Genomic DNA, 21,937 nt, shown 5'->3' on the forward strand with positions numbered 1-21,937 from the left:
CTCGAGCTGTGCCGAACGCCCCCGCGGAATCACGGGGGCGTTCGTCGTCCCCCTATTCTGTTCTGGACATGTGATATCTTCGATCTCAGTTCTGCCCGACGTCATGATCGGGTGACCGACCGAGGGGCCCCATGCGGATCGTCCACCTGACCGACTCCATGTCGAACACCGCCAACGGCATCGTCAACGTCGTCGTCGACCTCGCCACGACGCAGGCCGCCCAGGGGCACGAGGTCTGGGTCGTCTCGGCAGGAGGCGACTGGTACGACCTGCTCCACGCCCACGGCGTCTCGACGGCGGAGGTCGACTTCAGCCGCCGGGCGCCCCGCCAGCTGCCCGCCACCCTCCGTCGCGTCCGGGGCCTGCTCCGCCGCCTCGACCCCGACGTCGTCCACTCGCACACCCTCACGCCCGCCGTGCTCGCCTCCGTGGCCGCCCCCCGGGTGCCGTCGGTGGCGACGGTCCACAACGAGTTCCAGCGGGGCGTCGGCGTCATGGGCCTCTCCGACGCCGTCGTCTGCGTGAGCGGGGCCGTGGAGCGTGCCATGCGGCGCCGACCCCTCGCGCGCCGGAAGACCTGCACCGTCACGAACGCGACGATCGGCAGCCCCCGGCGCCCCGGGCGCCCGGCGGCCGCCGACCTCGGGCACCCCGCCGTCGTCGCCGTCGGCTCGGTGACGCGCCGCAAGGGCTCCGACGTGCTCGTCGCGGCGTTCGGCCGGGTCGCGGAGGCGCACCCCGACGCCCAGCTCTGGTTCGTCGGCAACGTCGACGAGCCCGACACGCTGGAGGCGGCGGCCGGCGCCCCGTGGAGCGACCGCGTGCACACGGTCGGCTCGGTCGCCGACCCGAGGCCCCACCTGTACGGCGCCGACATCGCGGTGACGGCCTCGCGCCGCGACCCGTTCCCCCTCGTCGTGGGCGAGCAGCGCGAGGCGGGCCTCGCCTGCGTCGTCAGCTCGGCGGACGGCCTGCCGGAGGCCGTCGACCACGGCGCGGCGGGCGTGGTCTTCCCGTCCGGCGACGTCGACGCCCTCGCGCGCACCCTCGACCGCCTGCTCGGCGACGAGGCGGCCCGAGCCGACCTCGGCGAGCGCGCCCGCCGCGGCCTCGAGCGCGCGCACGTGACCCGCATGACGGGCGAGTACCTCGCCGTCTACGACCGCCTGCTGGCCGAGGGGCGACGACGATGACCACGACCCGCACCGCTCCGTCCCCCGTCGACGGCACCCCCGTCTCCACCCGGTGGCGGCTGCTGGACAGCCTGCGGGGGTTCGCCCTCTGCGGGATCCTCCTCGTCAACGTCCCCGACATCACCCGGCTGGGCAGCGCGGTGCCGTTCGACGCCGACGCCCCCGCGAGCACCACGCAGACCCTGCTCGAGTTCGCCGTGCAGACCCGCTTCGTCCCGATCTTCGTCGTCCTCTTCGGCCTCAGCCTCCAGCTCGTCGTCGACTCGGCGCGGCGCCGCGGCACGGCCCCGTGGCTGCCGGTCGGCCTCCGCCTCCTCGCCCTCCTGGGCATCGGCTGCCTGCACGCACTCGTCTACCCCGGCGAGGTCCTGCGCGAGTACGCGGTCGTCGGGCTGCTCGCGCTCCCGGTCGTGCTCTGGGCGCCCCGGTGGCTGACCCTGGCGCTGGGCACCGTCGGCACGGTCGCGGCCTACGCCCTGTTCGGCGGCGGGCTCGCGTCGCTGCCCGGCCTGGTGCTGCTGGGGGCCGCCGCCGCCTCCTGGGGCCTCCCCCGCGCCCTCGAGCGGGGCGGCAGGCCGGTCGTGGCGACGCTGGGGGTCGCCGCCGCCGCGAGCGTGGCGGCCGTCGCCTGGCAGACCACCCAGCCCGGCGACCCCCGGTTCACGACCGCGGGCGGCGTCGCCGGGCTGACCCTGGCCGTGACGTACACGGCGGCGCTGACCTTGCTGTGGTCCACGCGCGCTCGGGTCGTCGTCGCGGCCGCGTTCGAGCCCCTCGGCCGGATGGCCCTGTCGAACTACGTGGGGGCGTCGGTCGTCGTCGTCGCCCTCGTGGCGGGCGTGCCCGCCCTCGACTGGACGCACATGACCTCGCCGCTGCCCGCCGTCGTCACGGCGGTGGTCGTGCTGACCGTACAGTCCGTCGTCAGCCGGGCCTGGCTCACGCACTTCCGCTACGGCCCCGTCGAGTGGGCGTGGCGCACCGTCACGTGGCGTCGACGAGCACCGTTCCGGGGAGGAGTGCTCTGACGCGGGCCGTCAGGCTCGCGGCGTCGCCTCGAGGAGCGAGCGCGCGACGGTGCGGGCGTGCTCGAGGGGCTGGTCGAAGGTCTCCATCCCGACCGTGACGATCGCCCCCTCGTGCACGAGCATGAGCGTCCGGGCCAGGTCGTCGGGGCGGGCGAGCCCCGCCTCGCGGCAGAGCTCGGCGAAGAGCGTGAGCAGCCAGCCCTTCTGCCGCGCCGCCTCGGGGAAGACGGCGTTGCCGTCGTGCCCGTCGCCGACCTCCGCCCGCGCGTTGATGGCGCTGCAGCCCTTGCCGCCGTGCTGCCGCGACCAGTCGACGGCGGCGTCGAACACGGCGAGGACCCGCGCGACCCCGGGCTCAGGCACCCGCGCCAGGTGGGCCGCGAGGTGCTCCCGCCACCGGGCGTCGCGGTGGCGGAGGTACGACACGACCAGCGCCTCCTTCGAGCCGAAGCGGTCGTAGAGCGTCTTCTTCGTGACCCCGGCCGCCTCGGCGATGGTGTCGACACCGACCGCGTGGATGCCCTGGTCGTAGAAGAGGTCGGAGGCGGCGTCGAGCACGCGACGGGCCCCCGGCGTGAGCGCGGGCAGGGCGGGGACGGCGAGGCTGCCGACGGGGCTGTCGAGATCGACCATGCCTCGACTATACCGATGTGTATAGTCGAGGCCATGAGTAAACAGATCGGTGTACCGAGTGGCCTCGTCGTGGTCGGCGGGGCGGCCGCGTTCGTCCTGGCCTGGAGCTCGGGCTTCACGCTCGCCGCCCTCGCGACCGTCGACGTGCCGACGACGACCCTCCTGGTCTGGCGGTTCGCCCCGCTCGCCCTCGTGCTGCTCGTCGTCACCGGCCTCCGGGGCGGCCTGCGCGGCGTCACCCGCGGCGACCTCGGGCAGCAGGCCGTCGTCGGGCTCCTGGCTCAGTTCGGCTACTGCGTCTTCGTCTACGCGGCCGTGGCCGCCGGGGTGGCGACGGGCACGACGGCGCTCGTCGACGCCGTGCAGCCGCTGGTCGTCGCGACGCTCGTCGGCCCGCTGCTCGGGCTCCGGGTGCGCGGCGGGCAGTGGGCGGGGCTCGCGCTCGGAGCGCTCGGCGTCGTGCTGGTCGTGGGCTCGCAGCTGGGGGACTCCTCCGCAGCGCCCGCCGCGTACGCGCTGCCCGCCCTGGCGATGGCCTGCCTGGTCGCCGGCACGCTGGTCGAGCGCCGCGCGCCCGTGCGCCTCCCCGTGCTGACCACCCTGACCCTGCACGTCTCCGTCACGGCGCTCGCCCTCGTCGTGCTCGCCGTCGCCACCGGCACCCTGCGGCCGCCCCTCGACGCCTCGTTCTGGCTGGCCGCCCTCCTCGCCGCGGCCCTGCCGACCCTCGCCGCCTACGGCCTGTACTGGTGGCTGATGCGGCGCCTCGGCGTGACGGCCGTCAACGCGCTCCTCTTCCTGGTCGCGCCGACGACGGCGCTGACCGGCGCCCTCCTGCTCGGCGAGCCGTTCTCGCTCGCCACGCTCGGGGGCTTCGCGCTCAGCGCCGCGGGCAGCGCCCTCGTGCTGGGCGGGGAGCGCGGGAGGCGCGGGGCAGCACCCGAGGAGCCCTCCCCCGGTGCCCGCCCCGCGCCTCCGTCACCTGCCGTTCACCGTCGGTGACCCCGACCGGTCACCGCGGGTGGCACGATGGGGGGCATGGACAGCGAACCACGCGTCGACGGCGCCGGCGTCACCCCTGATTTCCTCGACGACTTCGACGAGATCGTCAGCTTCGAGGAGGGCACGCTGCCCGCCGAGCGGTACCTCGACCGCGAGCTGAGCTGGCTCGCGTTCAACCAGCGCGTGCTCGAGCTCGCCGAGGACCCGTCGACGCCGCTGCTCGAGCGGGCCAACTTCCTCGCCATCTTCGCGAGCAACCTCGACGAGTTCTTCATGGTCCGCGTGGCCGGCCTCAAGCGCCGCATCGCCACCGGCCTCGCCGTGCCGACCAACGTCGGCCGCGGCCCGAACGAGGTGCTCGCCGACATCAGCGCGGCGGCCCACGACCTGCAGGAGCGGCACGCCCGGGCCTTCCTCGACCTCGTGCGGCCCGCCCTCGACGACGCCGGCATCCACATCGAGAACTGGTCCGACCTCGAGGAGGCCGACCGGGTGCGCATGCGCGAGATCTTCACCGAGCAGATCTTCCCCGTGCTGATGCCGCTAGCCGTCGACCCGGCCCACCCCTTCCCGTACATCTCGGGCCTGTCGCTCAACCTCTCGGTGCGGGTGCGCAACCCCAAGACGATGCGCCAGGAGTTCGCGCGACTCAAGGTGCCGCAGATGCTGCCGCGCTTCGTGCAGCTGCCCGACAACGACAGCGGTCGGGTGCGGTTCATCCCCCTGGAAGACCTGATCGCGAACCACCTGCAGGACCTCTTCCCCGGCATGGAGGTCGTCGAGCACCACGTCTTCCGCGTGACCCGCAACGAGGACGTCGAGGTCGACGAGGACGAGTCGGAGAACCTCATCCAGGCGCTCGAGCGCGAGCTGCTCCGTCGCCGGTTCGGCCCGCCGATCCGTCTCGAGATCACCGACGACATGGACCCGGTCACGCTCGAGCTGCTCGTGCGCGAGCTCGACGTCACCGACCAGGAGGTCTACCGCCTGCCGGCGCCGCTCGACCTCGCGGGCCTCTTCGAGATCACGAAGATGCCGCGGCCCGACCTCAAGTACCCCAAGCACCTGCCCACGACGGCCGTCCAGCTGCAGCCGACCGAGCCGAACATGAAGCCCGACATGTTCGCGAGCATCGCGCGCCGCGACATCCTCGTGCACCACCCCTACGAGTCGTTCGCGACGAGCGTCCAGGCCTTCCTGGAGCAGGCCGCGGCCGACCCGAACGTGCTCGCCATCAAGCAGACCCTCTACCGCACGAGCGGCGACAGCCCCATCATCGAGGCGCTGATCGACGCCGCCGAGGCCGGCAAGCAGGTGCTGGCCCTCGTCGAGGTGAAGGCGCGCTTCGACGAGCAGAACAACATCACCTGGGCCCGCAAGCTCGAGAAGGCCGGCGTGCACGTCGTCTACGGCCTGGTCGGGCTCAAGACTCACTGCAAGCTCGCCCTGGTGATCCGCCAGGAGAAGGGCACGCTGAAGCACTACACGCACATCGGCACGGGCAACTACAACCCGAAGACCAGCCGCATCTACGAAGACATGGGCCTCTTCACCGCCGACGACCAGGTCGGGAAGGACCTGACGCGGCTCTTCAACGAGCTCTCCGGCTACGCCATCGAGAAGAAGTTCAAGCGCCTGCTCGTCGCTCCCCGCTACCTGCGGCGCGGGCTGCTCAAGCAGATCCAGACCGAGATCGAGCACGCCCAGGCGGGCCGCGCCTCCGGCATCCGCATCAAGATCAACTCGATCGTCGACGAGCAGATCATCGACGCCCTCTACCGCGCCAGCCAGGCCGGCGTGCCGGTCGACGTGTGGGTGCGCGGCATCTGCACCATCAAGCCCGGGCAGCCCGGGCTCAGCGAGACCATCCGGGTGCGCTCGATCCTCGGGCGCTACCTCGAGCACTCGCGGCTCTTCTGGTTCGCGAACGACGGCGACCCGCAGGTCTTCATCGGCAGCGCCGACATGATGCACCGCAACCTCGACCGTCGGGTGGAGGCGCTCGTGCGCCTCACCCAGCCCGACCACCTCGACGAGGTCGGCTCGCTGTTCGAGCGCGCGATGAGCGACGAGACCGCCTCGTGGTGGCTCGCCGCCGACGGCACCTGGACGCGCCACGCCCGCGACGAGGCGGACAAGCCGCTCGTCGACATGCAGAATTCGCTGATGAAGATGATCACGCAGCGGAAGAAGAGCAGCCGGTGACGGTGGCCTCCACGACGGTCGTCGCGGCGGGCGCCGTGTGCTTCCGGTACGTCGGGGGCGCCGTGCGCGTGCTGCTCATCCACCGCGACCACCACGGCGACGTCTCGTTGCCGAAGGGCAAGGTCGACCCCGGCGAGTCGACGCCGCAGACCGCGGTGCGCGAGATCCACGAAGAGACCGGCTACCGCGTCTCGCTCGGGGCGCCGCTCGGCACGGCCGAGTACGTCATGCCCGGCGGGCGCGACAAGGTCGTGCACTACTGGGCCGCCGAGGTCACCGACGAGTCGTTCGCGGCGGCGGGCACGTTCGTGGCCAACAGCGAGGTCGCCGCCATCCGCTGGGTGCCGCTCGCCGAGGCGCGGGCCGCCCTCACCTACGAGCGCGACGCCGAGGTGCTCGACCGGTTCGCCGACCGCGTCGAGCGCGGGGCGGCGCGCACCTTCGCCCTCGTGGCGCTGCGGCACGCCAAGACCACGTCGCCGGCCGAGTGGAGCGGCTCCGACGCGACCCGCCCGCTCCTGCCGCAGGGGCGCCGGCAGGCCAAGACGATCGCCCCCGCCATCGCCGCGTGGGCCCCGCAGCGGCTCATCAGCAGCACCGCGGCCCGCTGCCTCGCGACCCTCGAGCCGCTCTCCGCCCTGACCCACGTGGGCGTCAAGCAGACCGACTCGCTCAGCCAGGACGCCTTCGAGCGCCACGACGACGACGTCGTCGGGGTCGTCGCGAAGAGGCTGAAGAAGAGGGTGCCGGCGGTGTTCTGCACGCACGCCCCGGTGCTGCCGGAGCTGCTGCGTCAGATCGCCACGAGCACGAAGGGGGGCGAGCGGCTCGACCTGCGCCGCGCCTCCTCGCTGAGCCCCGCCGAGTTCACGGTGCTGCACGTCTCCGTCGAGGGCGGCGCCCTGGTCGCCGTCGAGACCCACGGGCCGGTGGGCTGAGGCCGACCCCCACCCCGGCCCGCGGGTCGGGGCCGAGCCCCCCGGGCCGCCGTCGAGGCGGTGGCCCCGGGGGCTCCGTCGTCTCCGGGCGGCAGCACGGCGCCCGCGTCGCCGCAGCCCGTCGCGCCCGCGGCGGGCCGGATGCCCGGCCGATGTTCCCGCCTCGTTAACCTCCCGTTCACCGGCGCAGACGACCGTGGTCAACCAGCCGCCGTAGCGTCACGCACGGGCCGGCACCTGGCCCGCACACACAGCCAACACACTCCACGAAGGAACCTCTGTGAACTTCAAGCGCACCGGCAGCATCTTCGCGATCGCCGCGGTCGGCACCATGCTCCTCGCGTCCTGCGCCGGCAACGAGGGCGGCGCGGAGGCCGGCGACTCCGCCAGCGCCTCCGACCTCTCGGGCACCATCAACGGCATCGGCTCGTCCGCCCAGGGCACCGCCGAGACCACCTGGGCCGCGGGCTTCCAGACCGCCAACCCCGACGTCACCGTCAACTACGACCCGCAGGGCTCCGGCTCGGGCCGCACCAGCTTCATCTCGGGCGCCGCCGACTTCGCCGGCTCCGACGCCGCGCTCAAGGACGAGGAGCTCGCCAGCGAGTTCGCCGCCTGCGCTCCCGGCACGAAGGGCATCGACCTGCCCGTCTACATCTCGCCCATCGCCCTGGCCTACAACGTCGAGGGCGTCGACGACCTGACCCTCGACGCGGCGACCATCGCCGGCATCTTCAAGGGCACGATCACCACGTGGGACGACGACGCCATCGTCGCCCTGAACCCCGACGCCGACCTGCCGAGCGAGTCGATCACGGCCATCCACCGCTCCGACGACTCGGGCACGACGCAGAACTTCACCGAGTACGTCAAGGCGAACGCCGGCGACGTCTGGGACGCCGAGTCGGGCCAGACCTTCCCGTACAGCACCGGTGACGCCGCCAAGGGCACGTCGGGCGTCGTCGACGCGATCAACAACTCGACCAACTCGATCGGCTACGCCGACGAGTCGGGCATCGGCGACCTCTCGGCCGCCAAGCTGATGGTCGGCGGCGAGGCCAGCGAGCTGACCGCCGACGGCGCGTCGCAGGCCGTCGCCGCCTCGCCCCTCGCCGAGGGCCGCGAGTCGAACGACCTCGCGATCAAGCTCGACCGCACCTACGACGAGGCCGGCTCGTACCCGCTCGTCCTGGTCAGCTACCTGATCACCTGCTCCGAGTACGCCGACGCCGAGAAGGGCGCCGTCGTCAAGGCGTACGCCGAGTACGTCGCCAGCGACGAGGGCCAGAAGGCCGCTGCTGAGCAGGCCGGCTCCGCGCCGCTGTCGAGCGACCTCGCCTCGAAGGTCGCCGAGGCGATCGCCACCATCAAGTAGCACCTGCTGCACCCGGCCTGGGTCGCGCGCTCCCGCGCGGCCCAGGCCGCTCCCCTGCTGCGGCCCGCCGCAGCGCTCCTCCCCGACGGTGGCCCACCCGAAGGCCCGCCGCCGAGACACTCACCCGAGCAGGAAGAACCAGGGAATGACCGTCGCCGCCACCACCCCCACGACGAAGGCCACGGTGCGCCCCGGCGACCGCGTCTTCTCGGGGGCCACCCTCTTCTCCGGCATCCTCATCCTCGTGGTGCTCGCCGCCGTCGCGCTCTTCCTGGTCGTGCAGAGCCTGCCGGCGTTCGTCGCCGAGGCCGGCACCCTGCCGAACGACGCCACCAACTTCTGGTCGTACGTCGGGCCGCTCGTCTTCGGCACGGTGTGGGCGTCGCTCATCGCCCTGCTGATCGCCACGCCGCTCGCCCTCGGCATCGCGCTCTTCATCTCGCACTACGCGCCGCGCCGCATCAGCCAGGGCCTCGGCTACGTCATCGACCTGCTCGCCGCCGTGCCCAGCGTCGTCTTCGGCCTCTGGGGCGTCCTCGTGCTCGCCCCCGCCGTGCAGCCGTTCTACGCGAACCTCGTCGACTGGTTCGGCTGGGTGCCGCTCTTCGCCGGCCCCGTCTCCGGCACCGGCAAGACCATCCTGACCGCCGCGATCGTGCTCGCGGTCATGGTCCTGCCGATCATGACCGCCGTCATGCGCGAGATCTTCTTCCAGGCCCCGGTGCTGCACGAGGAGGCCGCGCTCGCGCTCGGCGCCACCCGGTGGGAGATGATCCGCCTCGCGGTGCTGCCCTTCGCCCGCTCCGGCATCGTCTCGGCGATCATGCTCGGCCTCGGCCGGGCCCTCGGCGAGACCCTCGCCATCGCCATCGTGCTCTCGCCCGCCATCGTCGTGAACTTCGCGCTGCTGGGCTCGCAGAACCCCAACACGATCGCCGCGAACATCGCTCTCCAGTTCAACGAGGCCGTCGGCGTCGGCGTCAACACTCTGATCGCCTCGGGCCTCGTCCTCTTCGTCATCACGCTGGCGGTCAACATGCTCGCCCGCTTCATCGTCAACCGCCGCAAGGCCTTCTCGGGAGCGAACTGATGTCGGTCGCCGCGCGCACCACCACGAACACCCTCACCGCGGGCAAGCTCCCCCGGGGCACCGCCTGGGGCCTGCTCGTCGGCAGCTGGGTCCTGTTCTCGGTCGTCTTCCTGCTGCTGCAGGCCGGGGGCATGACGGAGGACTTCAACATCGTCGGGGCCCTGTTCTTCGGGACGATCCTCTTCGACGTCCTGATCGTCGTCGTCTCCCGCATCGTCGAGGGCGGCCGCAAGGCCGTCGACCGGCTGATCACGTCGCTCGTGACGACGGCCTTCATCGTCGCCCTGCTGCCGCTCGTGTCGCTGCTCTACACGGTCGTCTCGCGGGGCCTGAACCGCTTCGACGGCGAGTTCTACACGTACTCGATGCGCAACATCATCGACTCGGGCGGCGGGGCGCTGCACGCCATCGTCGGAACGCTCGAGATCACGGCCTTCGCCGCCCTGATCAGCATCCCGATCGGCCTGCTGACCTCGATCTACCTCGTCGAGTACGGCCGCGGCGCGCTGGCCCGCAGCATCACCTTCTTCGTCGACGTCATGACGGGCATCCCGTCGATCGTCGCCGGCCTCTTCGCCTACGCCCTGTTCTCGCTGTTCGCCGGCCCCGGCGTCCGCTCCGGCGCGATCGGCGCCGTCGCGCTGGCCGTGCTGATGATCCCCGTCGTCGTGCGCTCCAGCGAGGAGATTCTCAAGATCGTCCCGAACGAGCTGCGCGAGGCGAGCTACGCCCTCGGCGTGCCGAAGTGGCTGACGATCCTCAAGATCGTCCTGCCGACGTCGCTCGCCGGCATCACGACCGGCATCATGCTGTCGATCGCCCGCGTCATCGGTGAGACGGCTCCGCTGCTGCTCACCGCCGGGTTCACGGCCAGCATGAACTACGACCTGTTCGGCGACCGCATGATGACCCTGCCCGTGTTCGCGTACACCCAGTACGCGAACCAGGGCCCCAACTCCTCCGACTTCCTCGACCGCGCCTGGACGGCGGCCCTGACGCTCATCCTGATCGTCATGCTGCTGAACCTCCTGGCCCGCCTCGTGTCGAAGCTCTTCTCCCCCAAGCTCGGTCGCTAGACCCGAACCGGCCCGACCCCAGAAGGAAGCACCGTGTCCAAGCGCATCGAGGTCAACGACCTCAACGTCTACTACGGCAAGTTCAAGGCCGTCGAAGACGTCAACATCACCATCGAGCCCCGCACCGTCACGGCCTTCATCGGCCCCTCCGGCTGTGGCAAGTCGACCTTCCTCCGCACGCTCAACCGCATGCACGAGGTCATCCCCGGCGCGTACGTCGAGGGCGAGGTGCTGATCGACGGCAACGACCTCTACGGTCCCGGCGTCGACCCGGTGCTCGTCCGGCGCCAGGTGGGCATGGTCTTCCAGCGCCCGAACCCCTTCCCCACGATGAGCATCCGCGACAACGTGCTCGCGGGCGTCAAGCTCAACAACCGCCGCATGTCGAAGGGCGACGCCGACGACCTCGTCGAGAAGTCGCTCCAGGGCGCCAACCTCTGGAACGAGGTCAAGGACCGCCTCGACAAGCCCGGCAACGGCCTCTCCGGCGGTCAGCAGCAGCGTCTCTGCATCGCGCGCGCGATCGCGGTCTCGCCCGACGTCGTGCTGATGGACGAGCCCTGCTCGGCCCTCGACCCGATCTCGACCCTCGCCATCGAGGACCTCATCGAGGAGCTCAAGCAGGAGTACACGATCGTCATCGTGACCCACAACATGCAGCAGGCGAGCCGCGTCAGCGACAAGACCGCCTTCTTCAACATCGCCGGCACCGGCAAGCCCGGCAAGCTCATCGAGTACGACGACACCGCGACGATGTTCTCGAAGCCCAGCGTCCAGGCCACCGAGGACTACGTCTCCGGCCGCTTCGGCTGATCGACGCCCGGCCCGCAGGGGCCGACCACGCGACGACGGAGGCGGCCCACCGGTCTGGTGGGCCGCCTCCGTCGTGCTGTGGGGGGAACACGACGGAGGCGGTCCACCGGTCTGGTGGGCCGCCTCCGTCGTGCTGTGGCAGGGTCGCGTCGCCGCGGCCGGCCCCTACGCGCTGCTGACCGCCATGATCGGCTCGCTGGTGGGGGCGTCGGAGCCGCCCGCCGGCTCGACCGTGAGGCCGATGGTGGCGCCGGGCGTCATCTCGCCCTTGAGCACCTGGGTGACCGTGGAGTCGGAGGCCGTGTCGAACGTGCCGGCCGGCACAGCTCCGCGGGCCTCGTCGATGTACCAGAGCTCGTACGTCTGGTCGCCGGGCAGCGAGGTGAGGCCGTCGAAGACGACCGCCGAGCGCTTGAGGTCCTCCGACCAGACCAGGGTCGCGGTGCCGCCGGTGCTGACGTCGGCCACCGAGCGCTGGAAGTCCTTCGCCGCGTAGATCTCGTCGAGGGCCGACGCGGTGGACTCGGTGCCCTGGCCGGGGCCGGAGACCTGCTGGAGGATCGCGCCGCCGCCGAAGAACAGGGCGGCAGCGGCCGCGGCCACGCCGAGCACCGCGACGGGGCGGGTGAACCAGCGGGCACGGGCCGTGCCGGTCGCCTCGAGGAGGCGGCCCGCGGTCTCGGACTCGGAGGGCTCCATCTCGGGCACCGACCGGCGGACGGGAGCGACCTCGTGGTCGTCACCCGCGCCTCCTGCGGTGTCGGGGGCGACCGAGGCCTGCTGCGCCGGGAGCTGCGGCAGGGTGCGGATCGCGTCGAGGACGCTGGAGCGGAGGGCCGCCGAGGGGGCGACCGGCGTCGCCGCGTGGGCGAGCAGCAGGACGGTCTCGCTCATGCCGGTCACCTCCTTCCTGGTGGTCTCGGAGCGGCTCATCAGAGCCTCGAAGTCGTGTCGTTCGTCGTCGCTCAGCGCGTTGAGGACGTAGCTGCCCGCGAGGGCCGCCGTCTCGTCGTCGCCGGGCTGTCGGTCGGTGCCCGTGGGCTCGTCGTGGTCGGTCACGAGGCCACCCCCATCTCGTCGCGCAGCCGGATCATGCCGTCGCGCAGTCTCGTCTTGACGGTGCCGATCGGCACCCCCAGCATCGCGGCCACCTCGCTGTGGCTGTAGCCGCCGTAGTACGCCAGCCGGACGGCCTGGCGCTGGAGTTCGGTGAGGCGCCCCAGGGCGCGTTCGACCCGCTCGTGCTCGATGCGGATCTCGACGGACTCGGTGACCGAGTCGAAGTCGGTGTCGAGGTCTCGGACCCCGATGCGCAGGTCGCGGTCGCGGCCGGCCTGCGAGGCACGGACCCGGTCGACGGCGCGGCGGTGGGCCATGGTGAGCATCCAGCTCGAGGCGCTGCCCCGGGCGGTGTCGAACCGGGTGGCCGTCTGCCAGATCTCGAGGAACACCTCCTGGGTGACCTCCTCGCTCTGCGCGTGGTCCTTCAGGAGGCGCTTGACGAGCCCCAGCACACGCGGTGCGGTCTGGTCGTAGAGCTCGGCGAACGCGAGCTGGTCTCCGCCGGCGACCCTGGTCAGCAGCTCGTCGGGAGTCGACGGCCGGAGATCGTCCTCCGGAGTCTCGGTTTCACGGGTCACGAGTTTCAGCATATGTCAGGTCTCACCTCGATCCCCTGGTCGCTCGGGTCCGTCACGGGATCGTGACGGTGTGGGACCGCCCCTCCGCGAGGCCGTCTGGGATGGCGATGAGGCCCGGACCCGCGGAGGGAGCAGCCCGCCCGGCGGGCCGTAGGGGGCCGTGTCGGGCGGAGGATCTGCACGATCCCTCACGTCAATGGTTCGGCACCGGGGAGCACCCGGATTGGGCGAGTTTCGCCCGGGGGACGAGAGATGCACGACGACGGTCGCGGAGCGGGGGCCTCGCCGGGAGGCGCGGTGGGCCTCGACGGGGCGTGCCCGGAGGACGAGGGTGCCGGACCGCAGGAACGCCTCTCGGCGCGAGTCCGCTCGAAGCGGCTGAATTTGGAGCCCGGGGTTACTGCGGCCCGACCTGGACGAGTTTAGCCGCCCGAGCCGGGGCTCGTCACAGGGTTCGCCGGGTGCGAACGGCGGCGCGCCTCCTGAGCGGTCCTGTTGCGCCGGTCTGCTCTGCTGCTCTGCCCCGGTCGCTACGCGAGGCCGCCGTCGCGCCAGAGCGCGGCACAGGCGGTGAGGTCGACGGCGAGCTCGGAGAAGCGGAGCGCCCGTCGGGTCAGGGTGGTCGCGAGGTCGGAGCCGATCGAGTCCTGGTCGTCGGCGACGCTCGTGGCGCCCGCGGCGGCGAGCCGGCAGAACGCCGCACCCCGCTCGAGGGCGAGGGCGAAGTCCCCGACGAAGACGCCGCGGAGGATGAGGTCGGCGAGCTCGACGACCTCCTCCGGGCTGGCCGGGGCCGGCGCGCCCGCGACGATCGGGTCGATGGTGGACGAGGCCGTGACGCCGCGGTCGAAGAGCAGGGCCACCTCGTCGGGGGCCTGCCGGATGACGGCACGGACGAGGTAGATGCGCCACAGCGCGCCGGGCAGCGTGTGTGCGGCGGCGTGCGCCCACAGCTCGGCGACCGCGTCGATGCCGTGCAGGTCGGTGTAGCTGACCAGGCGGTCGAGGATCTCGGGGTTCGGGTCGTCCTTCACCCGCGCGACGAGGGCCGCGGCCGACTCGTGGGCGACCCGGTTCAGCGTCGCCGGGTCGTCGCCGCCCTGGTACGCCTCGAACTGGGCGCCGGAGAACTGGGTGGGACGGTGGAATTCGCGAGGCATCACGCAGAGCTTAGGCGCGGTCGCCGGGCGACGTGCGGGCGGGCGCCGCCGCTTCGCTGAGGGCGGAGCGGGAGCCGGGGAGGCGCGGGTCGATGCCGGTCGGGCCCCCTCGGCCCATCCGGTCTTCCCGGGCCCTCCACCCCTTCTCAGCTCGCCCTCTTTCTCTCAAATTTGAGAGAGATCGACCACGAGACACGAGAGCTGCGCCGTGGAACGGTCCCCCTCGGCCGGATCCCTCTCGCTTTCCGACGACACAGTCGGGGAGGCGCGGGCCGGCCGCCGAGGACGCGCGGCATCCCGTATCGTTGAGCGCGCAGGGGCCTCTAGCTCAGTTGGTAGAGCATCGGACTTTTAATCCGCGGGTCGTGGGTTCGAGCCCCACGGGGCCCACGACGCACGCGCGTGACGCACAGGAGGCCCTCCCCGACTCGGGGAGGGCCTCCGACGTGCGAGGGTGGGGCCGTCATCACGTACCCCTACGTGGCGGCCCCACCGCAGGGGCGCGGACCCGAATCCTGCCCCCGACACCGGGCGTCTGGTCACCGCCCGGTACCCGACGAGCGTACGCCATCTCGCGGCACGACGGGAGGGGATCTCACCATCTCAGGGCCGTTCCGGGGGACACCACCCGGGTGGTCTCTGCGGGGCCGGAGTCGACTTGGGGCATGACCAGCAGTTCTCCGGTGCGGGGCGTCGCCCTGGCGAACCCGGAGGGGTTCAGGTGGCCCGACCCGAATCGGGCCACCTCGCGCGGGATCCGAGAGGATCTCCTGTCGCTTACCCGAGATCGATCAAACCACCGGCGGGAGCGGCCCCGCGTCCCCCATTCCGAGTGCCCCTCGCACGGGGACGATGCCCGACCGGGGCTCGACGGAGGCGCCACCAGGGCGTGAGGGAGCGCCGCCGAGCAGGGCCCCGGGGAGGAAGAGGCGTGCCCCCGCCGAGCGCGGTGCGCGGGCGGGGGCACGTGCGCCGACGATGCAGGACGCCATTCGGATCAGGAAAAGAGCGGCCTGCGTCTACGTCGACGGCGTTCGTCCGGTAACCAGCCGGAACGAGTCGACACGCTACCCCGATTCGCCCCCGCCGCAGAAGGATTCCCAGCAACTTGCGCAATTAGGACAATTTGCTGGTCACCCGACCCGCGCCTCCGGACAGGGCCAGGCGGAGGCGCGGGTCGGCCCGGCTGCCGCCCCCACGCCCGACGCCCGGTCAGCCCGCGACGTGGCGGATGCCCCAGGAGCCCGACCAGCGCTCGCCCGGCTCGAGGCGGAGGAGCCCCTCGCCGGTCGCGAGGGCGTTCGGCGGCGCCGTCATCGGCTCGGCGGCCACGGCCAGGCCGACGACGCCGTCGCGGGGGAAGTTGCGCGGGGTGAACACCTGCACGTAGCCGAACGAGGCGTCCTGCCAGAGCTCGGTCGCCGTGCCGTCCGGAGCCGTCAGGCGGGTGCGACGGACGCCGTCGTCGCCCGGTGCGACGTCACGGTAGGGGGTGTCGAGGTCGAGGTCGCCGACCACCGGCGCTCCGCGGAGGTCGTAGGCGGTGCCCTCGACCGGCTCGGTGCCGGTGGGGACGCCGCGCTCGTCGACGACGAAGCGCGTCGCCGCGTCGAGCGACACGGTGAGGTCGGCCACGTCGACGTCGCCCACGCGGAGGAAGGGGTGCGCCCCCACCGCGAACGGCGCCGGCCGCGCGCCGACGTTCTCGACCTCGTAGCTGACCCGCAGCCCGTCGGCGACGAGCTCGTGCCGCACCGTCAGGTCGAGCTGCAGCGGCCAGCCGTGCTGCGGGTAGACCGTCGCCGCCTGGGTGACCGCGTGCTCGTCGCGCTCGACGAGGCGGTAGCTGGTGTACCGCAGCAGGCCGTGGCTGGCGTTGCCCTTCGACGGCTCGGTGATGTCGAGCTGCTGCGCCTCGCCGTCGAGCGACCAGCGGCCGCCGTCGACGCGGTTCGGCCACGGGAAGAGCGTGATGCCGCACGCCGACGGCGGCACGACCGTGTCGGGGAAGGTCTCGGTCAGCGCGCGGCCGTCGACGGTCAGCGACCGCAGGCCGGCGGCGACGGAGGTCACCACGCCCTCGACGACGCGGCCGTCGACCTCTCGGCGCAGGTGCAGCTGGTCTCCGGTGGGTGAGCTCGTCACGGTCGTCCTCTCTCGTCGTCGTGGTCGGCCTCGACCACGGTCAGGCCCGCGGCGCGCAGGGCGGTGACCCGGTGCTCGTCGGCCCCGGCGGTCACGAGCCCCTCGAACACGTCGAGGGGGCCGATGACGCCGAGGTGCGCCTCCCCCAGCTTGCTCCCGTCGGCGACGATGTAGCTGCGTCGGGACGTCGTCGTCATGAGCCGCTTGAGGTCGGTCTCGGGCAGGTTGACGTTCGTGACGCCGTGGTCGGGGTGCACCCCGGTGCAGCCGATGAAGGCGATGTCGGCCGTGATCGCCGAGAAGACCGTGGTCGCGAGCGGGTTCACCAGGGAGTGCTGGAGCGGCCGGAGCGTGCCGCCCGAGACGATCACCGTGAAGCGCGGCACCGCCTGCTCGAGGGCGAGGGCGATCGTCAGGCTGTTGGTCACGACGACGACGCCCTCGAGCTCGTGCCGCTCGAGCAGCGCCAGCGCGATCTGCGTGGTCGTCGTGCCGACGTCGAGCACGACGCAGTCGCCCGACCGCACCAGGGCCGCGGCCCGCACGCCGATCGCGTGCTTGGCGTCGATGCCGACCGCGCTCTCCTCCTCGAAGGGGCGCTCGACCACCGGGCGGTCGACCGAGAGCGCGCCGCCGTGCACGCGCGAGACGAGCCCGTCGGCGGCGAGGCTCTCGAGGTCGGTGCGGATGGTGACCTCGGAGAGCCGGAACTCGCGGGCGAGCTCGGCGGTGCGGACGAAGCCCCGGCGGCCGACGAGGTCGGCGATGCGGTCGCGCCGCCGCTCGCCCGGGAGGGGCTGGTCGGCGGATTTGGCGTTCACGGGGTCATCTTCGTATGCTTTCACCTGCTTTCGCAAATGCAGGCTGCAGCCGTGGGAGCGCCGACCCCGAGGAGGGACAATGGCACCCATCGCCGTCCGCACGTCGACCCTGGCCGACGGTCGCGAGCTGATCTGGTTCGACGACGCCGACACGACGCTCGGCAGCGAGCGCCGTGTCGACTCGCGCGTGCTCGACCCGCGGCCCGAGACCGCCTCGATGCGACAGGACCCGCTCACCGGCGACTGGGTGTCGATCGCGGCGTCGCGCCAGAACCGCGTCTTCCTCCCCCCGGCCGAGCTCGACCCGCTCGCGCCCGCCAGCGAGACGAACCCCTCCGAGATCCCCGACGTGTACGACGTCGCCGTGTTCGAGAACCGCTCGCCGTCGTTCGGCCCCGCGCTGACCGATCCCGACGCCCCCGCCGGGCTCGACGACCTCGCCGAGATCGGCCTCGGCCGTGTGCGCCGCAGCGTCGGCCGCTGCGAGGTCGTCTGCTTCAGCCCCGACACCGTCGGCTCCTTCGCGACCCTCAGCGACTCGCGCGCCCGCACGGTGGTCGAGGCCTGGGCGCACCGCACCGAGGCGCTCAGCGCGCTGCCCGGCGTCGAGCAGGTCTTCCCGTTCGAGAACCGCGGCCAGGCCATCGGCGTGACCCTGCACCACCCCCACGGCCAGATCTACGCCTACCCCTACGTCACCCCTCGCACCGCGTCGCTGCTGCGGAGCATCGAGGCCTACGGCCCCGACCTCTTCCACGACCTGCTCGAGAGCGAGCGCCAGGGGCCCCGCGTCGTGCTGGCCGGCGAGCACTTCACCGCCTTCGTGCCGTTCGCGGCGCGCTGGCCCATCGAGATCCACCTGCTGCCGCACCGCCACGTGCCCGACTTCGCCGGCCTCACGAGCGACGAGCGCGACGAGCTCGCGGTCATGTACAAGACGCTGCTGCGCGGCCTCGACGCTCTCTACGGCGACGAGACGCCCTACATCGCCGCCTGGCACCAGGCGCCGGTCTCGGTCGGCCGCGACACCGTGCGGCTCATGCTGCAGATCACCTCGCCCCGCCGGGCCGAGACGAGGCTGAAGTTCCTGGCCGGCTCCGAGGCCGCGATGGGAGCCTGGGTGGGCGACCTCGTGCCCGAGGCCCAGGCCGACCGACTGAGAGAGGCGATGACGCGCGCATGACCACCACCGACACCCCGGGAGGCACGGGTCAGGCCCGCAGCTACGCCTCCGTCTTCGACTCCCCCGTGGCCGGCACGTGGTCGGCGCCCGGCCGGGTGAACCTCATCGGCGAGCACACCGACTACAACGACGGCTTCGTGCTGCCGTTCGCGATCGACAAGCGGACCGTCGTCACGGTCGGCCGTCGCGACGACCGCCTCCTCCGCGTCGCGAGCACCTTCGACGAGGGAGTCCACGAGATCTCGCTCGACGAGCTCGACCCCTCGGCCATGTCGGGCTGGTCGGCCTACGTCTTCGGCATCGCCTGGGCCCTGTCGGTCGCCCCGCAGCACGCCGACGCCCCCGCCTTCACGGCGGCCGGCGGCGACGTGTCGTCGATCGACCTGTCGGCCGCCTCCGGCCTCGACGTCTTCGTCGAGTCCGACGTGCCCATCGGCGCGGGCCTCTCGTCGTCGGCGGCCCTCGAGTGCTCCGTCGCCGTCGCCGTCACCGAGCTCTGGTCGCTCGAGGTGAACCGCCCCACCCTCGCCGCGGTCGGCCAGCTCGCCGAGAACGACGCGGTGGGCGCGCCCACCGGCATCATGGACCAGTCGGCGTCGCTGCTCGGCCGGGCCGACTCCGCGGTCTTCCTCGACTGCCGCAGCCTCGAGGCCGACGTCGTCGACCTGGGCTTCGCGGCCGCCGGGCTCGAGATCCTCGTGGTCGACACCCACGTCGAGCACGCCCACGCCACCGGCGGGTACGTCGACCGCCGGGCGTCGTGCGAACGCGGGGCGGAGGCGCTCGGCGTCACCTCGCTGCGCGACCTCTACGTCGACGACCTGCCGCGCGCCTCCGACCTGCTCGACGACGAGACCTACCGCCGCGTGCGCCACGTCGTCACCGAGAACCAGCGCGTGCTCGACACCGTGCGCACGCTGCGCACCGAGGGCCCGGCGGCCATCGGCGCCCTGCTCGACGCCTCGCACGTGTCGATGCGCGACGACTTCGAGATCTCGGTGCCGCAGCTCGACCTCGCGGTCGCGACCGCCCAGCGCTCCGGCGCGGTCGGGGCCCGCATGACGGGCGGCGGCTTCGGCGGGTCGGCCATCGCCCTCGTGCCGAGCGACCAGCGCGACGCGGTGGCCGAGGCCGTCACGGCGGCCTTCGCCGAGGCGGGCTACACCGCCCCGACGATCTTCACCGTGCACCCTGCCGAGGGCGCGCGCCGCGAGAGCTAGGCGCGGGCGGCCGCGGCCGCCGGGCGGGCCGGCTGGTGCCGGCCGGCGCCCAGCGGCGCCAGCCGGCGCTAGCCGGCGCTAGCCGGCGCCACCGGCACCCTCGACGACGGGCGAGTACGACGAAGGCGGGCCACCGTGGTGGCCCGCCTTCCTCGGACTCGCCNCCTCCACGACGTTCTTCAGCAGCATCGCCCGGGTCATCGGGCCGACGCCGCCCGGCACCGGCGACAGGGCACCGGCGACCTGCGCCACCGCCGGGTCGACGTCGCCCCGCAGCTTGTACTTGCCCGTCTCCTCGACGAGCACGCGCGTGATGCCCACGTCGATCACGGTCGCCCCGGGGGCGACCCAGTCGGGCTGCACCAGCCCGGCCACGCCGGCCGCCGCGATGACGATGTCGGCGCGGCGCACCTCGGCCGCGACGTCGACCGTGCGCGAGTGCGTGAGGGTGGCCGTCGCCTCGAGGCGGGTGAGCAGCAGGCCGAGCGGCCGCCCGACGGTGAGGCCCTGGCCGATGATCGTCACGTGACGGCCCGCGATCGGCACGTCGTAGGCGCGCAGCATCTCGACGATGCCGCGCGGCGTGCACGGCAGGGGCGTGTCGATCGAGCCCTTGCCGCCGGGCACCGCGAGCACGAGCTCGCCGAGGTTGACGGGGTGGAGGCCGTCGGCGTCCTTCGCCGGGTCCATCAGCTCGAGCATCGCCGTCGGGTCGATGCCCTCGGGCAGCGGCAGCTGGATGATGAAGGCGGTGACGGCGGGGTCGGCGTTCATCGTCTCGATCGCCGCGCGGATCTCCGCCTCGCTGGCCGTGTCGGGCAGGTCGAGGCGGATCGACTCGATGCCGACCTCCGCGCAGTCGCGGTGCTTGCCGGCCACGTACGACAGCGACCCGGGGTTGGCCCCCACGAGGATCGTGCCGAGCCCGGGCACCACGCCGCGGGCGCGCAGCGCGTCGACCCGGACGCGGAGGTCAGCCTTGACGGCGGCCGCGAGGGCCGTGCCGTCGATCTTCACCGCGCTGCCCGGCCCCGCGATGAGCGGGCGGTCAGCGGGCTCGACGGGTGCCGTCGCGGGAGCGCCGGGTGCCGCGTCGACCGCGGCTCCCGGCCCGACGCCGGCGCTCACGCGTAGAGCGGGAACGCGTCGGTGAGCGCCTTCACGCGCGCCGCGAGGGCCTCGATGTCGGGCTCGGGCATCAGCGCCAGGGCGATGACGTCGGCGACCTCGGTGAACTCCGCGTCGTCGAAGCCGCGGGTCGCGAGCGCCGGCGTGCCGATCCGGACGCCGGAGGTGACCATCGGCGGGCGAGGATCCCACGGGACGGAGTTCCGGTTGACGGTGATGCCGACCTGGTGCAGGAGGTCTTCCGCCTGCTTGCCGTCGACCTCGCTGGCGCGGAGGTCGACGAGCACGAGGTGCACGTCGGTGCCGCCGGTGAGCACGTCGATGCCGGCCGCCTTCGCGTCGGGCGCGGTGAGGCGGGCGGCGAGCAGCTGGGCGCCGCGGATGGTGCGCTCCTGGCGGTCCTTGAACTCGGGCTCGGCCGCGAGCTTGAAGGCCGTGGCCTTGGCCGCGATGACGTGCATCAGCGGGCCGCCCTGCTGGCCGGGGAAGACCGCGGAGTTGAGCTTCTTGAAGAGCGGCTCGTGGTTCGACAGGATCACGCCCGAGCGCGGGCCGGCCAGGGTCTTGTGCACCGTCGACGAGACGACGTGGGCGTGGGGCAGCGGCGACGGGTGCAGGCCCGCGGCGACGAGGCCGGCGAAGTGCGCCATGTCGACCCAGAGGTACGCGCCGACCTCGTCGGCGATGGCGCGGAAGGCCGCGAAGTCGAGCTGGCGCGGGTAGGCCGACCAGCCGGCGATGATGACCTTCGGCTTGTGCTCGAGCGCCTGGCGACGCACGGTCTCCATGTCGATGAGGTACGTCTCGGGGTCGACCTCGTAGGCCACGGCCTTGTACATCTTGCCGGAGAAGTTGAGCTTCATGCCGTGGGTCAGGTGGCCGCCGTGGGCGAGCTCGAGGCCCAGGATGGTGTCGCCGATGCTGGCGATGGCGGAGAGCACGGCGGCGTTGGCCTGGGCGCCCGAGTGCGGCTGGACGTTGGCGAAGTCGGCGCCGAACAGCGTCTTGGCCCGCTCGATGGCGAGGTTCTCGGCGACGTCGACGAACTCGCAGCCGCCGTAGTAGCGACGCCCCGGGTAGCCCTCGGCGTACTTGTTCGTCAGCACCGAGCCCTGCGACTCGAGCACGGCCCGCGGCACGAAGTTCTCGGAGGCGATCATCTCGAGGTAGTCGCGCTGACGGCCGAGCTCCTGCTCGAGCACCGCGGCGATCTCGGGGTCGACCTCGCTGAGCGGGGCGTTGAAGGTCGAGGGCGTCTTCTGGGGGGTCATGGCAGGGCTCTCTCTA

The 21,937-nt window shown here is 72.6% G+C and carries 18 protein-coding genes, 1 tRNA gene and 1 pseudogene; 12 read left to right on the forward strand and 8 right to left on the reverse strand.

The window, feature by feature from the left end; all coding sequences use genetic code 11:
• Window positions 1-131 precede the first annotated feature (131 nt).
• Window positions 132-1,193, forward strand: a complete 1,062-nt coding sequence (locus IFT45_RS02655) for a glycosyltransferase family 4 protein (RefSeq protein WP_192126545.1) — start codon at window positions 132-134, stop codon at window positions 1,191-1,193.
• On the forward strand, window positions 1,190-2,221 hold the full coding sequence (locus IFT45_RS02660; RefSeq protein ID WP_192126547.1) for a DUF418 domain-containing protein: 1,032 nt from the start codon (window positions 1,190-1,192) through the stop codon (window positions 2,219-2,221). The genes IFT45_RS02655 and IFT45_RS02660 overlap by 4 nt, the downstream gene beginning before the upstream one ends.
• 9 nt (window positions 2,222-2,230) lie before the next feature.
• Here the strand turns inward: IFT45_RS02660 and IFT45_RS02665 are convergent, their stop codons facing one another.
• Window positions 2,231-2,854 (reverse strand): TetR/AcrR family transcriptional regulator, encoded by a 624-nt coding sequence (locus IFT45_RS02665; protein ID WP_192126550.1) that lies wholly within the window; start codon window positions 2,852-2,854, stop codon window positions 2,231-2,233.
• 33 nt (window positions 2,855-2,887) lie between these two features.
• Here IFT45_RS02665 and IFT45_RS02670 point away from each other — a divergent pair, with 33 nt between their 5' ends.
• The 7 genes from IFT45_RS02670 to pstB all read left to right on the forward strand — a co-directional run bounded on the left by IFT45_RS02670 (window position 2,888) and on the right by pstB (window position 11,353).
• Window positions 2,888-3,856, forward strand: a complete 969-nt coding sequence (locus IFT45_RS02670) for a DMT family transporter (RefSeq protein WP_192126552.1) — start codon at window positions 2,888-2,890, stop codon at window positions 3,854-3,856.
• Between the two features lie 36 nt (window positions 3,857-3,892).
• A complete protein-coding gene (locus IFT45_RS02675; RefSeq protein WP_056057086.1) occupies window positions 3,893-6,061 on the forward strand; it encodes an RNA degradosome polyphosphate kinase in 2,169 nt (722 codons plus the stop codon).
• Complete coding sequence (locus tag IFT45_RS17615) at window positions 6,058-6,999, forward strand: NUDIX hydrolase (RefSeq protein WP_185233706.1); 942 nt, start codon at window positions 6,058-6,060, stop codon at window positions 6,997-6,999. Before IFT45_RS02675 ends, IFT45_RS17615 begins: the two co-directional genes overlap by 4 nt.
• A gap of 280 nt (window positions 7,000-7,279) precedes the next feature.
• Window positions 7,280-8,374: a phosphate ABC transporter substrate-binding protein PstS gene (pstS, locus tag IFT45_RS02685; protein WP_185233708.1), complete on the forward strand. Its 1,095-nt coding sequence runs from the start codon at window positions 7,280-7,282 to the stop codon at window positions 8,372-8,374.
• 145 nt (window positions 8,375-8,519) lie between these two features.
• Complete coding sequence (gene pstC / locus IFT45_RS02690) at window positions 8,520-9,464, forward strand: phosphate ABC transporter permease subunit PstC (RefSeq protein WP_192126554.1); 945 nt, start codon at window positions 8,520-8,522, stop codon at window positions 9,462-9,464.
• Complete coding sequence (pstA, locus tag IFT45_RS02695; protein WP_192046281.1) at window positions 9,464-10,540, forward strand: phosphate ABC transporter permease PstA; 1,077 nt, start codon at window positions 9,464-9,466, stop codon at window positions 10,538-10,540. Before pstC ends, pstA begins: the two co-directional genes overlap by 1 nt.
• A gap of 33 nt (window positions 10,541-10,573) precedes the next feature.
• Window positions 10,574-11,353: a phosphate ABC transporter ATP-binding protein PstB gene (gene pstB / locus IFT45_RS02700; protein ID WP_056057094.1), complete on the forward strand. Its 780-nt coding sequence runs from the start codon at window positions 10,574-10,576 to the stop codon at window positions 11,351-11,353.
• Window positions 11,354-11,518: 165 nt separating this feature from the next.
• Here pstB and IFT45_RS02705 read toward each other — a convergent pair whose 3' ends face one another.
• The 3 genes from IFT45_RS02705 to IFT45_RS02715 form a co-directional block, all read right to left on the reverse strand.
• Window positions 11,519-12,412: an anti-sigma factor domain-containing protein gene (locus tag IFT45_RS02705; protein WP_192046282.1), complete on the reverse strand. Its 894-nt coding sequence runs from the start codon at window positions 12,410-12,412 to the stop codon at window positions 11,519-11,521.
• On the reverse strand, window positions 12,409-13,005 hold the full coding sequence (locus tag IFT45_RS02710) for a sigma-70 family RNA polymerase sigma factor (protein ID WP_082514589.1): 597 nt from the start codon (window positions 13,003-13,005) through the stop codon (window positions 12,409-12,411). The genes IFT45_RS02705 and IFT45_RS02710 overlap by 4 nt, the downstream gene beginning before the upstream one ends.
• Window positions 13,006-13,523: 518 nt before the next feature.
• Window positions 13,524-14,153, reverse strand: a complete 630-nt coding sequence (locus IFT45_RS02715; RefSeq protein ID WP_056057098.1) for a hypothetical protein — start codon at window positions 14,151-14,153, stop codon at window positions 13,524-13,526.
• A gap of 317 nt (window positions 14,154-14,470) precedes the next feature.
• Here IFT45_RS02715 and IFT45_RS02720 point away from each other — a divergent pair.
• Window positions 14,471-14,543, forward strand: a tRNA-Lys gene (locus IFT45_RS02720).
• 822 nt (window positions 14,544-15,365) lie between these two features.
• Here the strand turns inward: IFT45_RS02720 and IFT45_RS02725 are convergent.
• Entirely contained in the window at window positions 15,366-16,298 is a 933-nt protein-coding gene (locus IFT45_RS02725) for an aldose 1-epimerase family protein (RefSeq protein WP_192126556.1), read from the reverse strand.
• Complete coding sequence (locus tag IFT45_RS02730) at window positions 16,295-17,119, reverse strand: DeoR/GlpR family DNA-binding transcription regulator (protein WP_255465524.1); 825 nt, start codon at window positions 17,117-17,119, stop codon at window positions 16,295-16,297. The genes IFT45_RS02725 and IFT45_RS02730 overlap by 4 nt, the downstream gene beginning before the upstream one ends.
• Before the next feature lie 79 nt (window positions 17,120-17,198).
• Between IFT45_RS02730 and galT the strand changes: the two genes are divergently transcribed.
• A complete protein-coding gene (galT, locus tag IFT45_RS02735; RefSeq protein WP_192126558.1) occupies window positions 17,199-18,302 on the forward strand; it encodes a galactose-1-phosphate uridylyltransferase in 1,104 nt (367 codons plus the stop codon).
• Window positions 18,299-19,522, forward strand: a complete 1,224-nt coding sequence (galK, locus tag IFT45_RS02740) for a galactokinase (protein WP_192126560.1) — start codon at window positions 18,299-18,301, stop codon at window positions 19,520-19,522. Before galT ends, galK begins: the two co-directional genes overlap by 4 nt.
• Window positions 19,523-19,686: 164 nt before the next feature.
• On the opposite strand, the pseudogene IFT45_RS02745 reads toward galK, so the two are convergent.
• Together IFT45_RS02745 and glyA are read right to left on the reverse strand one after the other, a co-directional pair.
• Window positions 19,687-20,560: pseudogene (locus IFT45_RS02745) on the reverse strand (bifunctional methylenetetrahydrofolate dehydrogenase/methenyltetrahydrofolate cyclohydrolase); the annotation flags it as partial.
• Between the two features lie 86 nt (window positions 20,561-20,646).
• A complete protein-coding gene (glyA, locus tag IFT45_RS02750; RefSeq protein ID WP_056057107.1) occupies window positions 20,647-21,921 on the reverse strand; it encodes a serine hydroxymethyltransferase in 1,275 nt (424 codons plus the stop codon).
• Window positions 21,922-21,937 lie beyond the last annotated feature (16 nt).

It is taken from the genome of Frigoribacterium sp. CFBP 13707 (assembly GCF_014842245.1).
GTDB lineage: Bacteria > Actinomycetota > Actinomycetes > Actinomycetales > Microbacteriaceae > Frigoribacterium > Frigoribacterium endophyticum.